This window comes from Bacillus cereus group sp. BfR-BA-01522, from assembly GCF_022662635.1.
Classification (GTDB): Bacteria; Bacillota; Bacilli; order Bacillales; family Bacillaceae_G; genus Bacillus_A; species Bacillus_A cytotoxicus.
Map to the genome: position 1 here is coordinate 66,478 of NZ_JAKUDY010000004.1, position 14,407 is coordinate 80,884.

Genomic DNA, 14,407 nt, shown 5'->3' on the forward strand with positions numbered 1-14,407 from the left:
CGCACCATCCATTTTTTATGACTAGGTACTAACAGTAGTATATAATCATTAAAAGTAGAATGCAACAAAAACTTTCACATTCTCTCTTAATCGAGCTTTTCACCTTGAAAAACACCTGTTTCTTCTAAATACATGCGTAATGCTACATACTGCTCGTTATGCCAAAACGCTTCCGATTCTACAAGGAGCGCAGCATCCTGCCTTGCTGTTTCTAACGCCCGATAATCATGTACTATGTCAGCCACCTTAAACTCTGGTAGACCACTTTGCTTACTTCCAAAAAAATCTCCAGGCCCACGTAATTCTAAGTCCTTTTCTGACAATACAAATCCATCATTTGTTTCAGTCATAATGCGCATCCGTTCTTGTCCTGTTTCTGATTTCGGATCTGCAATTAGCAAACAGTAAGATTGTTCACTTCCGCGTCCAACGCGCCCTCGTAACTGATGAAGCTGCGATAACCCGAAACGCTCGGCATCATAAATGACCATAACTGTTGCATTCGGTACGTTCACACCAACTTCAACTACTGTCGTTGAAACAAGGATTTGTACTTTATTTTCACTAAATTGTTCCATCACTTCTTCTTTTTCTTGAGCAGATAAACGTCCATGCATTAACCCAACCTGAAATTCCCCTTGATAATGATGCGTTAACATACTATGCAAATCAATTGCATTTTGCACATCAAGTTTCTCAGACTCTTCAATTAGCGGACAAATCACATATGCTTGTCTTCCTTTTTTTACTTCTTTCGCAACAAAATTTAAGACGCGATCTAACATATCATGCTTTGTCCAATATGTTTCAATCACTTTACGACCAGCTGGCATTTCATCAATAATCGAAACGTCCATCTCTCCAAAAGCAGTTATCGCTAATGTTCGAGGAATAGGAGTCGCCGTCATAAACAAAACATCCGGACTTTCTCCTTTTTCGCGCAATACGCGACGCTGCGCTACTCCAAACCGATGTTGTTCATCCGTAATAACCAATCCGAGTTTATGGAAAATAACCTCATCTTGAATTAAAGCATGTGTCCCAACAAGAATATCAATTTCACCTTGTTCTAATTTTGCTAAAATTTCTCGGCGACGCGCCCCTTTCACTGAACTTGTTAATAATTCCACATTCAAATGAAAATGCGAGAAAATTTCTGTCAATGACTGAAAATGTTGTTCAGCTAAGATTTCAGTAGGAACCATTAAAGCGCCTTGATAATGAGCAAGTTTAGCAGCATATAAAGCAATCGCAGCAACAACTGTCTTCCCTGACCCAACGTCACCTTGTAATAAGCGATTCATACGATACGGAGATCGCATGTCTTTTAAAATTTCAGCAATAACACGCTGCTGCGCCCCTGTAAGAGGAAATGGAAGCGCATCAATAAATTCTTTTAATTCTTCCACTGAAACATCTTTCTTCGTTCCTTGTGAATTTTCTCTTTCTATTTTGCGAAGAGCTTGCATTTTCAACTGAAACAAGAAAAATTCCTCATATACAAACCGCCGACGAGCTTGTTTTAAATCTTCTTGATTAACCGGAAAATGAAGCGCTCGAAGTGCTTCATAACGCGGTAATAACTTATATCGGCCAAGTAAGCCATTTGGTAACAACTCAACTATAGCATTTCCATATTCTTTCAAAGCTTGTGCGATAAAGCGTCTCATTTGCTTCACCGTTAATTTTCCTTTTACCGAATATACCGGCTCTATTTCTTGCTTCCGTACAAATGGCCCGAAGTGTAATTCGGACACAGAAATCGTTTGACGATGCTGATCCCATTTACCAGTAATGGTAACTACTTCATCAAGCTTTAGTTTTTGCTTATAATAAGGCCTATTAAAACATACAGCAGTAATTAAATAACGACCAACGAGCACGCGAACAGTCAGTCGAGATTTTTTCTTCCCATAGTATTGTAGGATAGGAGCACTATGAATTTTCCCTTCAACGGTCACACGTTCTTCATGCTTTACATCCGCTAAATCTTTCATTGCATAATCTTCATAGCGGTATGGAAAATGCTCTAATAGATGCGCGACTGTATAAATTCCCATCTCATGTAATAGCTCAGATGTTTCTGTCCCGATTCCTTTTACATCCGTAACAGGAACTTGCACAACTTCATTCAAAATCTCCACACTCCGTCACATCATTTTCTTCGTTCATTCTGCTTACCCTTGTCAATTTTTCGCATTAAGATTGCAAGTATCCAAATTTATTTTACGTTGCAATCGCTCGCTTCCACACTTTCTATTGTATCATAGGCATTCCAAAAGAAACCACTCTTACAGAATCGAACGAAAAAGAGCCCTACTATACCAGCAAGGCTCTTCTTCATTCATCATATACTAGCCTTTTGAATAAGAACGATAGATACTTTACATATCATTCATTCTTGTTCATTAGCAAATCTTACTCTACAGAAACTATGAAAGAATATACAGGTTGATTTCCTTGATGTACCTCAACCTCTACATCTTCAAATTTCTCTTCTACAAATGCAACGACTTCTGCAACTTCTTCTGCTGTTGTATCTTCACCTTGCAAGATTGTTACGATTTCAGAGTCTTCATCAATCATACTTTCTAACAATTGCTTCGCTGCCCCTACTTTTTGAGGATTAGTAGATACAATTTTCCCATCTGCAATACACATGAAGTCATCTTTTTGAATCGCTACACCGTCAATTTCTGTATCGCGAACTGCATACGTAATTTGACCTGTTTTCACATGAGATAATGCTTCCTTCATGTTCTCTTCATTTTCCTCTAAAGTACAAGCTGGATTAAATGCTAGCATTGCAGCCATTCCTTGAGGAACTGTTTTTGAGCGAACAACAAGAACTTCTTGATCCACAACAGAAGCCGCTTGTTCTGCTGCCATCACAATATTACCATTGTTCGGTAAAATAATGATTTTCTCAGCATTTGCTTCTTCAATTGCCTTTACGATATCCTCTGTGCTAGGATTCATCGTTTGGCCACCTTCGATTACTTGAGTTGCACCAATGCTTTCAAATAATGTTTTAATACCTGATCCCATCGCTACAGTTACAATACCATATGGTTGTTTTTCCTTTGTTGCGCTCACTTTTTCATGTGTCGGTGCCGGTTCATCTAATAACGCAGTATGCTGTTCACGCATATTTTCTACTTTAATATTAATTAAACTACCGTAGCGTTGTCCATAGTTCATTGCATCACCAGGATGTTCTACATGAATATGTACTTTTACGATTTCATCATCTGATACAACTAATAACGAATCTCCATATACACTAATATCTTCACGGAATTTTTGTTCAGAGAAATTATGTTCCTTAGCCTTCTCTGCATCTAATTTCACCATAAACTCCGTACAATAACCATACTTAATATCTTCTGTATTCAATTGGCTTTGTACACTACGGTGATGTTCTGCACGTACCATTTCATTCATAGGTGGCTGCGTTGGCTCATCAGAAGCAATTGTTTCTCCTTTTAATTCTGCCAAAAAGCCTTCATATACAACAACAAGACCTTTACCACCGCTATCTACAACGCCAACTTGTTTTAATACAGGTAATAAATCTGGCGTACGATTTAACGATGCATTCGCTTCTTTTACAACGTCCTCCATAAACAAAACAAAGTCACGCTGTTTTTTCGCAACTGTGACTGCATATTTAGCCGTTTCTCTTGCAACTGTTAAAATCGTTCCTTCAATCGGTTTCATAACTGCTTTATATGCTGTTTCTACACCAGTTTCTAAAGCTGCCGCAAAATCAACTGTTGTTAATGTTTCTTTTTGCTCAATGGATTTAGAAAAACCACGGAATAATTGAGATAAAATAACACCTGAATTACCGCGCGCTCCCATTAATAATCCTTTTGCTAAACTTACACCGACTTTACCTGCATGCTGTGAAGGATTTGCCTTAACTTCACGAGCCCCTGAAGTCATTGATAAATTCATATTTGTACCAGTATCGCCATCTGGAACTGGAAAAACGTTCAATGCGTCAACAAGCTTAACATTGTTAGTTAAATTATTCGCTCCTTGAATAATCATTTGAGATAAACGTTTTCCATCAATTATTTGAATTGACACAGATTTTCCTCCTTAATGCACATTACAAGTTTATTACTTTAACTCCTTGTACGTAGATGTTTACAGAATCTACGGCTAGTCCTACTGTTTGATCTAATGTATATTTTACTTTCGTTTGGACGTTATGTGCTACTTCTGAAATTTTTGTACCATAGCTCACAATAATATACATATCAATATGTACTTCATCATCTTCTTTACGAACAATAACGCCTCGAGTAAAGTTTTCTTTTCGTAAAATATCTGTTAATCCATCTTTCAATTGATTTTTTGAAGCCATACCTACGATGCCGTAGCAATCTACCGCGGCACCCCCAGCAATTGTTGCAATTACATCTGTACTAATATCAATTTGACCGTACTTCGTTTTAATTTCAATTGACATCTCTTTTCCCCCTTCATAAATGGTGAAAGTGAGCTAGACTACTTTAATTACTATCATATAATCTTTTCAAAGAAAATTCCATCGTTCTTTCTGTTCACTCTCATAATTTCAGCATATCGTGCTTTTCTATGATGAGCAAAATAGTCCATTGTTATTATACAACATGTACTACTATAATATGTCAAGAGATTTTTCTTGTTCCCTTCTTTTTCCTACTGGTATTTAGTGTCAAGTAATTTTTCTTGATTTCTTTGTTATACACGGTTGCATTCTGTTTTTAGTTGTGTTAAATTATAGTAGTGTTTTTAGCATCGCATAAAAGACTAACATTGAAAAATTACGTATGGTAAGGTAGTTAAGGAGGGAAATATACATGGCTCGTGTTTGTGCTATCACTGGAAGAAAAGCTCGTTCTGGTAACTCTCGTTCTCACGCAATGAACGCTACAAAACGTAAATGGGGCGCTAACCTTCAAAAAGTTCGCGTACGCATCAACGGTAAAGTTCAACGTGTTTACGTTTCTGCTAGAGCATTAAAATCTGGCAAAATCGAACGTGTTTAATAATAAAAAAAGAGCCACTTGGCTCTTTTTTTTATTATTACCATGAAAAAAGCACCGGTAAAAGGTGCTTTTTTAGTCCTTTTTAAAGGTATTTAACACCGCGCGAACAATTCCACCAAGAAATTTAGGTAACTTAATTGTATAAAATCTCATGGTTTCCCTCCTAATCCCCATTACTCCACTTGTTTACTATATGATGCTAGGAGCAAATTTGTTTCTTTAATCAGTGCTTCTTATCATCATTAATATGCCAGAAGTAAATGAAAAAGTACCTTTTTCATTGGCAAGTTCATTACTAATGCAAAGCGTCGATCCCCATTCAATGGTTCTATTTGTTAAAGGATATTTAAAACCGCGAAGTGTAATCCCTTTTACAATCTTTGTAACTGGTACAAAAGAAACATATGGAAACTGCTTATTTTCTTCAATATCATATGCTCCTACACTCTTTACACATATTTCATTTTTTCGATCCACAATATACATATCTATTTCTTTTTCTAAACCTTTCAAAAGCATTTGTATATTAGCTAAACCATGATCAAGTCTCCCGCCAGTAGCACCAAAAATGCGAATGAACTTCGGATTTTGATTTAAAGCCCACCGAATAGCAATTTCTAAATCCGTTTGATCTTTTTCCTTCGGAACAATATGTAAATCATCTGTCTGTTTTTGCATCCAAGCCAACTCATCATCGGTCACCGAATCATAATCACCAAACGCAACAGCCGGAACAATTCCTCGTTTTAATAAGCGATACACCCCACGGTCAACTGCTGCCCACACTACCTCGTCATTTTCATATAAAGAAAAATCCGCACAATGTTCTTCAGGTCCTCCTGCTAAAATATGAATAATCATTTTTTCGTCCCCTTCTATCAAAAAAAAGCAATCTGCCAGTCGGTAGATTGCTTTTTTGTGTGATCCCGTTCTAACAGGTCTTTATACATTTCTAATACGCATTTCTTATCCGCGAATCACTCGAATTGCTTCGCCGCGGTCTTTTTGATTATATACTGCTGAACCAGCTACAAGCACATTTGCACCCGCTTCGATACAAAGTCTTGCGGTTTCTGCATTTACACCACCATCAACTTCAATTTCTACTTGTAAATTACGCTCCTTTATCATTTCTGATACTTGTTTAATTTTTGGTAAAACAGAATGGATAAACTTCTGTCCACCAAAACCTGGATTTACTGTCATAAGCAATACCATATCAATATCTTCCAATACATGTTCAATGATAGAAACTGGTGTATGTGGATTTAAAACAACCCCAGCTTTAATACCATGCGATTTAATTAACTGAATCGTGCGATGTAGATGTGGACATGCTTCTACGTGAACAGTAATAATATCTGCTCCCGCTTTTGCAAAAGTAGGAATATAATGATCTGGGTTTTCAATCATTAAGTGTACATCTAGCGGTAAAGATGTAATCGGACGAATTGCCTCTACAATTAGCGGACCAATCGTAATATTTGGAACAAAATGTCCATCCATTACATCAACATGAATATAATCCGCTCCCCCTTTTTCTACATCTTTAATTTCTTCCCCTAATTTTGAAAAATCTGCTGATAAAATCGATGGTGCAATTTTAATCATGACTAATACCTCGGCTTTCTTTCTCTAATTTCTTCTACAAATTGTTTATAATGTTCATAACGGTAATCAGCAATCCTTCCTTCCTCAACCGCAGCTTTCACCGCGCATTTCGGTTCTGAAAGATGTGTACACCCTCTAAATTTACAATATTGACTCTCTTCTTTCAACTCTGGAAAACAAAATGTCAAGTCTTCCACTTCAATATCGATAAAATCAAGAGAACTAAATCCCGGTGTATCTGCTACCAGTCCACTTCCAATCGAAATTAATTCTACATGCCTCGTCGTATGTTTCCCCCGACCTAAATGCGAAGAAATATCATTTGTTTTCAGCTCCAAATCTGGTCTCAATACATTTAACATAGATGATTTCCCAACGCCAGATTGTCCCGCAACAACTGAAACACATTCTTCAAGAAATGGTTTTAAGATTTCAATACTCTCTGCTGCATGAACAGAAGTAAATAATACAGCATATCCCATTTCGCGGTAATCATTTGCATAAGATTCAACCATTTTTCTCATTGGCTCATCTACTAAATCCATTTTACTAATACAAATGATCGGCTTAATGTTATGATATTCAATCAATACTAGAAAACGATCAAGCAGACCTGGATTGAAATCTGGTTCAACCGCAGAAAACACAAGAATCGCTTGATCAACATTCGCGATAGGAGGTCTAACAAGTTCATTTTTCCGTTCAAATACTTCCAGAACGTAACCTTCGTTTTGATTCTCTGCTTGAAAAACTACTTGATCTCCTACAAGCGGTGTGATTTTATTCTTTCTGAATACACCACGACCACGGCATTGTGTAATGCCTTCTTCATGTTGCACATAATAAAAACCGCTTAAAGCCTTAATAATTTTTCCCTCTGGCATACAATTCTCCTTTATTTATATAGCATCAAGCTTTTATCACTACTGTCTAGTTCACCATAATGACCCTCTTTTATCATAGTCGATATGTAATGTATATACGAATAACCACTACTCAATTTACTCTCATTTTATTATTTTCCATCTTAAAGGGTAACACCTTTCTCGTTATACTGTCTACCATATAAACAGGCTTAACAGGAAAGTGTAACGAATTCCATCTCCTTCTATACTAGGAGATGGAATTCACAAAAAGAAATTTCGTGTTATTCAGTTGGATACGGCACTTCTTTATCTATAATTGTTGTGCCATCTCGAACAATCTTATAACGTCCTTTCGTTCCTTCTTGAATGACAAATTCTAAAGAAATAGTGGCCGATTCTGTGATCGTTCGCGTTTCAATCGGCTTGTCCATTTTATGTTGCATATCTTCTTTATAAATTTCGATTGTTTGTGGCTTTTTCTCACCTATTACAGGAGCTTCATATGGCAGTGAAATATTATCTACTTTTACAGTCTTCGTTACTTTTGGTTTCGGACCATCTGAAATCGTCACAAATACTTTATCTCCAGCTTTTAACGGTGTTCCTGGTTTTGGTGATTGAGAAATTACGAGACCTTTCTCCACTGTATCCGAATATTCTCTTTTTATATGCGATACAAGTTTATTTTCATTTAAATAACTATTCACATAGTTTTCCGTCCAACCAGAAAAATCCCCAAGCCTAATTTGATAAGGTCCTTTACTCACCCAAACTTTCACTTCTTGTTCCGATTCCACAATCATTTGATTTGGAGCTGGACTTTGGTCGATAATCTGTCCTTTTGGTTTCTCGCTTTCCATATAAGATGGAATAATTATTTTATATTTCCCTTCCCATTCATCCTTCAAACTTTCATAATCTTTTCCAACTAAATTATCCATTTTGCTTTTTTTCTTTCCACCGGATTGATAGATCGTAATCTTAGTGTTTTCCTTTACAACTCTTCCCGCTGCTGGATTTGTTTTAATGACTCTTCCTTCTTCAACATCATCTGTATAAACAATATTCGGTTCAGCCACTTCAAATCCTTTCTCAACAAGAGCCGTAACAGCAGACTCATACTTCATACCAGCCACATCGGGAATTTTCACATCTTTCGGTATAAAAAATCCCGGAATTACCGTAAGTGCTAACGTGATACCAATTGCTAAGAATAAAAACGTTGTAATTAATACCTTTAACCATTTGTTACTTCGTTTTTTTTCTAACTTTGGTTGCACTTCTTCTTTTGTGTGCTCTTCTCCTTTATTTCCATGTAATACAATAGTTTCCTCGCCTGCATTTCCAAATAGTTGTTCTTGTTGAATAATTGGAATTGCTTTTGTTGCTTCTATATCTTCTGGAATATAAAACGGTTGCTCGTTAATGCGTTCTGGATATAAAGCTGTTTCAATGTCTCTTTTCATTGCATTTGCAGACTGATATCGATGAAAAGGATCTTTTGCAGTTGCTTTTAAAATAATATTTTCTACACTTTGCGGAATCTCTGGATTCCAACGTTTTGGAGACGGTGTTTCATTTTGCAAATGTTTTAAAGCTATAGCAACAGCAGATTCTCCTGAAAATGGTTGTCGGCCCGTTAGCAATTCAAACATAACAATCCCAAGTGAATAAATATCCGATTGTTTATTAGCTATTCCTCCGCGTGCCTGTTCTGGAGACAAATAATGTACAGATCCAAGTACAGAGTTCGTATGCGTTATCGTGGTTGCACTTGTAGCTGTCGCAATTCCAAAATCTGTAACTTTCACAATTCCATCATTTCGAATAAGAATATTATGTGGTTTAATATCTCGATGAACAATTTCAAAATGATGCGCATGTGCCATTGCAGCTGTTAATTGCTCCATAATATCAAGTGCTTCAGCTATCGATAACATTCCACGCTGATTTATGTATTGCTTTAATGTTTGTCCAGGTACATATTCCATAACAAGATAATAAATCCCATCTTCTTCCCCAACATCATACATATTCACAATATTTGGATGCGACAACGTTGTAACAGATTGCGCTTCTCTATGGAAACGTTTAATAAACTCTTCATTATTCGCATAATCGAGTCTTAAGATTTTTACCGCTACATCCCGACCTAGTATATCATCATGAGCTAAATATACATTGGCCATTCCTCCGCCACCAATCATTTCCAGTAGCTTATAACGGTCGTTTAGGCGTTTTCCAATCAGCACGTTGTAATTCACCTACTTTCGTTTGCCGAATCCGCATAATCAACAATGACAAGGGTAATGTTATCTTCTCCGCCACGATCATTCGCCAATTGAATCAGATGTTCTCCCTTTGTCTCAAGTTGTTCATTTAATTGCAAAATCCTTTGCATGTCATTTATGGCAACTTTATTTGATAATCCATCAGAGCAAAGAAGCAATTGATCGTTCTCTTCCAGCACCAATGTTTTAACGTCTAATCCGACCTTTTCTTCTGTTCCAAGCGCACGCAAAAGCACATTTTTTTTCGGATGATATTCCGCATCTTCTTTTGAAATTTCACCATGTCTAACCAGTTCATTTACAAGGGAATGATCCTCTGTCACAAGCGACATTTCTCCATCAGATATCATATAACAACGACTATCTCCAATATGTCCAATCGTAACGAAACCTTTTGTACATATCGCTGCAATAATCGTTGTTCCCATACCGCTGCACTCTACATGTTGCTTCGAGTATTCATAAATGCGTTCGTTAATCATTTCAACGTTGTTATGTAACCATTCTTCTATTTTTTTCGGCTCATTCATATTATATGTTTGTTTCCAATAATCGTGGAATAGCTGAATAGCCATCGAGCTAGCGACATCCCCAGCTCGATGACCTCCCATTCCATCAGCTACTACAGCTAAAATATCTCCATCTAAATTGTGAAAAACCCCCGCACTATCTTCATTGTGTTGACGCACCTTCCCTTTATCCGATAGAAACACGGCTTTCATTTTGTCACCTCGTCTCTTCTTTGCGCTCCTTTGCACGCAACTGACCGCAGGCAGCATCAATATCATGACCTTGTTCACGGCGAATCGTTACATTCACACCACGATTTTTTAACGTTTTTTCAAATAAGAAAATTTGTTCTCGTGGTGTTCTGACGTAGTCTCGCTCTGGTACATAGTTTACTGGAATTAAATTCACATGACATTTTACACCTTTTAAAAGTTGTGCCAGCTCTTCAGCGTGCTCCACTTGATCGTTCTCTCCACCAAACAAACCGTACTCGAACGTAACACGGCGCCCTGTTCTATTGATATAGTACTTAATAGCTTCCATTAAATCCGGTAATTTATAAGCGCGGTTAATCGGCATTAATTTTGAACGCAATTCTGTGTTAGGAGCGTGCAATGAAATCGCAAAGTTAATTTGCAAATCTTCTTCGGCAAACTTATAAATTTTCGGGATAATTCCACTCGTTGAAACAGTCATATGACGTGCTCCAATATTGATTCCCTTTTCATGGTTAACAATGCGCAAGAATGACATTAAGTGGTCATAGTTGTCAAACGGTTCACCAATTCCCATTACGACAAGGGAGCTTACGCGTTCATTTGTTTCATCAAGCGCACGCTGTACTTCTACTACTTGTGCAACGATTTCCCCAGCCTCTAGGTTTCGTTTTAGGCCTCCTAATGTTGACGCACAGAACGTACAACCAATGCGGCAACCTACCTGAGTTGTTACACAAATAGAATTTCCATACTCATGTCGCATCAATACTGTTTCAATAGAATATCCATCGTATAATTGGAACAAAAATTTAATCGTACCATCAGAAGAGGTTTGTTTTACTAATGTATTTAAGGTAGTAATATCAAAGGAATTCGACAATTTTTCACGCAATCCTTTAGAAAGATTTGTCATATCCTCATAATTTTTTACACGTTTTTTGTAAAGCCAATCAAAAATTTGTCCAGCGCGAAACTTTGGCTCTCCTTGTTCCTTTAACCACTCTTGCATTTCATGAAGTTGTAAAGAGTAAATAGATGGTTTCTTTGTTTCTAAAGCTTTCTTTTGTTTTCTTGTAGTTGTTTCCATGATGCTACACCTTCTTTCTTAAACAAGCAATATAAAAGCCATCCGTCGCAAAATAATGCGGTAAAATTTGCACTTGTCCTTTATTGATATATGGACGTAATTTTTCTGGCATACGTTCTTGCATCGTAGTATCCCACTCAAATTCTGGATGCTTTTGTAAAAAATTTGCTACCACTTGTTCATTCTCTATTTTTTCAATTGTACATGTACTATAGACAAGGCGGCCGCCTGTCTTTAACAGAGGAGCAACTTTATCTAATATCGTTTGTTGAATTGTCGACAGTCTTTCACTATCTCCTTTTTCTTTCCCTAATTTAATATCCGGTTTACGTCGAATGACACCAAATCCAGAGCATGGTGCATCAACTAATATTTTATCGAAACTTTCATTTTGAAAGTGCTCTTGCACCTTTCTAGCATCCAATGCCTTTGTTTCCACATTCTCCAGACCAAGTCGATTCGCTTGTTGTTTAATTAAGCGCACTTTATGATCATGTAAATCAAGAGACATAACCTTACCAGTTCCTCGTAATCGTTCTGCCATATGCGTTGTTTTTCCGCCAGGAGCAGCACAGCTATCAAGAATCATATCTCCTTTACTTGGTTCTACAGCTCGTGCGACAAGCATGGAACTTTCATCTTGAATAGAAAGAAACCCCTTTTGGAACGCTTCTGTATGAGCTACATTTCCTTTTTCAATTTGAATTGCATCATCAGATAAATCGCCGCGTTTGGCTTCAACACCTTCTTGATTTAATAAATCAATCGCTTCTTCTACTGTTATTTTATCAACATTTACTCGCGCTGTTGGGACGGGTGGTAACATATTTACTTCACACATCTTTTCTGCTGTCTCTAAACCATATGCAGCTACCCATTCTTGTACAAGCCATGTCGGATGACTCATCGCAATTGCAAGACGCTCCACAGGATCTTTCAACTCATCTAAAGAAGGTACACCTTCTCGTTGAATGGAGCGCAATACCCCATTCACCATTCCGGCAATTCCTTTATGTCCGCGACGTTTTGCGATTTCAACTGCTTCATGAATAGCAGCTCGTTCTGGAACTCGGTCTAAATAAAGCATTTGATATAAAGATAAGCGAAGTAATACCCTTACCCATGCATCCACTTTCTTTCTTAAAAACGGCTGTAAATAATAGTCTAATGTGTCACGACGTTGAATCGTTCCATACACAATCTCCGTTAATAAACCGATATCTTTTTTATGAATTGTACTTTTTTCAATCAAATGATTTAATAGCAAGTTACTGTAAGCACCGCTTTTTTCTACTTGCATTAATCCATCAAGAGCTAACTCACGAACGTTTTGTCTCATGCATCTTCTCCTAACTTCATACCAATCTCCAGTTTTGCCCCGCGTAAAAATTGTGAAGAACTCATACGTTTTTTACCAGCTGGCTGTAACTCGGTAATCTTAATACCTGTTTCATTTCCAGTAACTACAATAAAACCATCCTCTTGAATCTCTACAATTGTTCCCGGCTGGGCATCATTCGCTGTAGGAACTTTTTCTCCCCACCATACTTTTACTACTTGTCCAGCTAAAGTTGTATATGCAACCGGCCATGGATTTAATCCACGAATGTGATTGTATACCTCTTCACCTGTTTTCGCCCAATTAATTTTTTCTTGTTCCCGCTTAATATTATAGGCAAATGTAACTTTTTCCTCGTCCTGTTTAATTGGTTCTAATTTACCTTGAACTAAAAGCGGCACTGTTTTAGATAATAAGTGTGCTCCAGCTTCACTCAATTTATCGAACAATGACCCTGTTGTTTCACGTTCTTCAATTTCCACTTCTACTTGCGTTAAAATATCACCAGCATCTAATTTTTCAACCATGTACATAATCGTAATACCTGTTTTTTCTTTTCCCTGCATAATGGCATAATGAATTGGTGCACCACCGCGAAGCTCTGGAAGTAATGATGCATGTACATTAATACAGCCATATTTCGGTGCTTCTAAAATTTCCTTTGGTATAATTTGCCCGAACGCAGCTGTTACGATTAAATCAGGCTCTAGCGCCAATACTTTCTCATATTCATCTTGTTCGCGAATTTTTAAAGGTTGTAACACTGGGATACCGTGCTTTTCCGCTTCAACCTTAACAGGCGTTGGCGTCATTACTTTTTTTCTGCCCACTGGACGATCTGGCTGTGTTACAACACCAACTACATCATATCCATCCTCAATAAGACGACGAAGCACCGGTACAGAAAAGTCCGGTGTCCCCATAAATACTACTTTTATCATGCAAAGACCGCTCCTTTTATTTCTCTTCTAATTCATTTTCCTCATAATATCTCGTTACTTTTGATGTAAATAATACACCATGTAAATGATCGATTTCATGTTGAATTGCACGCGCTAAGAAGCCATTTGCTTCTAATAGAAATATCTTCCCGCGACGATTTTGCGCTCGAACTTTAATATATTCCGCTCGTTCTACTTCACCATAAAGTCCCGGAAAGCTTAGGCAGCCCTCGGGACCTACTTGTTCACCACGTTTTTCTAAAATAACTGGATTGATGAGTTCAATTTTCCCAGTATCATCTCCAATATCAATAACAGCTACTTGCAAGCTTACACCGACTTGTGGAGCAGCTAAGCCGACGCCATCTGCCGCCACCATTGTCTCATACATATCTTTCAATAAAATCACTAACTTTTTATCAAAGTTTATTACCCGTTCACATGGGGTCTCTAGCACCTCATTTGGATGCTTTACAATTTCTAAAACTGCCATAATTCCCTC

General features: G+C 37.4%; 14 protein-coding genes. 1 reads left to right on the forward strand and 13 read right to left on the reverse strand.

What is annotated here, in order from left to right; genetic code table 11:
• Positions 1–86 precede the first annotated feature (86 nt).
• From recG to MR059_RS07380, 3 genes are all read right to left on the reverse strand, one after another.
• A complete protein-coding gene (recG, locus tag MR059_RS07370; protein WP_048721968.1) occupies positions 87–2,135 on the reverse strand; it encodes an ATP-dependent DNA helicase RecG in 2,049 nt (682 codons plus the stop codon).
• Between the two features lie 283 nt (positions 2,136–2,418).
• Positions 2,419–4,095 carry a DAK2 domain-containing protein gene (locus tag MR059_RS07375; RefSeq protein ID WP_012094950.1) on the reverse strand — a complete coding sequence of 559 codons (1,677 nt, stop codon included), beginning with the start codon at positions 4,093–4,095 and terminating at the stop codon, positions 2,419–2,421.
• Positions 4,096–4,117: 22 nt separating this feature from the next.
• A complete protein-coding gene (locus MR059_RS07380) occupies positions 4,118–4,480 on the reverse strand; it encodes an Asp23/Gls24 family envelope stress response protein (RefSeq protein WP_012094951.1) in 363 nt (120 codons plus the stop codon).
• Positions 4,481–4,853: 373 nt separating this feature from the next.
• Here MR059_RS07380 and rpmB point away from each other — a divergent pair, with 373 nt between their 5' ends.
• Positions 4,854–5,042 (forward strand): 50S ribosomal protein L28, encoded by a 189-nt coding sequence (gene rpmB, locus MR059_RS07385; RefSeq protein ID WP_012094952.1) that lies wholly within the window; start codon positions 4,854–4,856, stop codon positions 5,040–5,042.
• Between the two features lie 72 nt (positions 5,043–5,114).
• On the opposite strand, the gene spoVM is transcribed toward rpmB, so the two are convergent.
• From spoVM to def, 10 genes are all read right to left on the reverse strand, one after another.
• The gene (gene spoVM, locus MR059_RS07390; protein WP_001213600.1) at positions 5,115–5,195 is read right to left on the reverse strand and encodes a stage V sporulation protein SpoVM; all 81 of its coding nucleotides are present in this window, start codon (positions 5,193–5,195) and stop codon (positions 5,115–5,117) included.
• A gap of 66 nt (positions 5,196–5,261) precedes the next feature.
• Complete coding sequence (locus MR059_RS07395; RefSeq protein ID WP_012094953.1) at positions 5,262–5,903, reverse strand: thiamine diphosphokinase; 642 nt, start codon at positions 5,901–5,903, stop codon at positions 5,262–5,264.
• Positions 5,904–6,008: 105 nt separating this feature from the next.
• The gene (gene rpe, locus MR059_RS07400; RefSeq protein ID WP_012094954.1) at positions 6,009–6,653 is read right to left on the reverse strand and encodes a ribulose-phosphate 3-epimerase; all 645 of its coding nucleotides are present in this window, start codon (positions 6,651–6,653) and stop codon (positions 6,009–6,011) included.
• Between the two features lie 2 nt (positions 6,654–6,655).
• The gene (rsgA, locus tag MR059_RS07405) at positions 6,656–7,537 is read right to left on the reverse strand and encodes a ribosome small subunit-dependent GTPase A (RefSeq protein WP_012094955.1); all 882 of its coding nucleotides are present in this window, start codon (positions 7,535–7,537) and stop codon (positions 6,656–6,658) included.
• A gap of 263 nt (positions 7,538–7,800) precedes the next feature.
• The gene (pknB, locus tag MR059_RS07410) at positions 7,801–9,771 is read right to left on the reverse strand and encodes a Stk1 family PASTA domain-containing Ser/Thr kinase (RefSeq protein WP_012094956.1); all 1,971 of its coding nucleotides are present in this window, start codon (positions 9,769–9,771) and stop codon (positions 7,801–7,803) included.
• A gap of 8 nt (positions 9,772–9,779) precedes the next feature.
• The gene (locus MR059_RS07415; RefSeq protein ID WP_012094958.1) at positions 9,780–10,532 is read right to left on the reverse strand and encodes a Stp1/IreP family PP2C-type Ser/Thr phosphatase; all 753 of its coding nucleotides are present in this window, start codon (positions 10,530–10,532) and stop codon (positions 9,780–9,782) included.
• 4 nt (positions 10,533–10,536) lie between these two features.
• Complete coding sequence (gene rlmN / locus MR059_RS07420; RefSeq protein ID WP_012094959.1) at positions 10,537–11,625, reverse strand: dual-specificity RNA methyltransferase RlmN; 1,089 nt, start codon at positions 11,623–11,625, stop codon at positions 10,537–10,539.
• Positions 11,626–11,629: 4 nt separating this feature from the next.
• Positions 11,630–12,964 carry a 16S rRNA (cytosine(967)-C(5))-methyltransferase RsmB gene (gene rsmB / locus MR059_RS07425; RefSeq protein ID WP_012094960.1) on the reverse strand — a complete coding sequence of 445 codons (1,335 nt, stop codon included), beginning with the start codon at positions 12,962–12,964 and terminating at the stop codon, positions 11,630–11,632.
• Positions 12,961–13,905, reverse strand: a complete 945-nt coding sequence (fmt, locus tag MR059_RS07430; protein WP_012094961.1) for a methionyl-tRNA formyltransferase — start codon at positions 13,903–13,905, stop codon at positions 12,961–12,963. Before fmt ends, rsmB begins: the two co-directional genes overlap by 4 nt.
• 16 nt (positions 13,906–13,921) lie before the next feature.
• On the reverse strand, positions 13,922–14,398 hold the full coding sequence (gene def / locus MR059_RS07435) for a peptide deformylase (protein WP_012094962.1): 477 nt from the start codon (positions 14,396–14,398) through the stop codon (positions 13,922–13,924).
• Between the last annotated feature and the right edge of the window lie 9 nt (positions 14,399–14,407).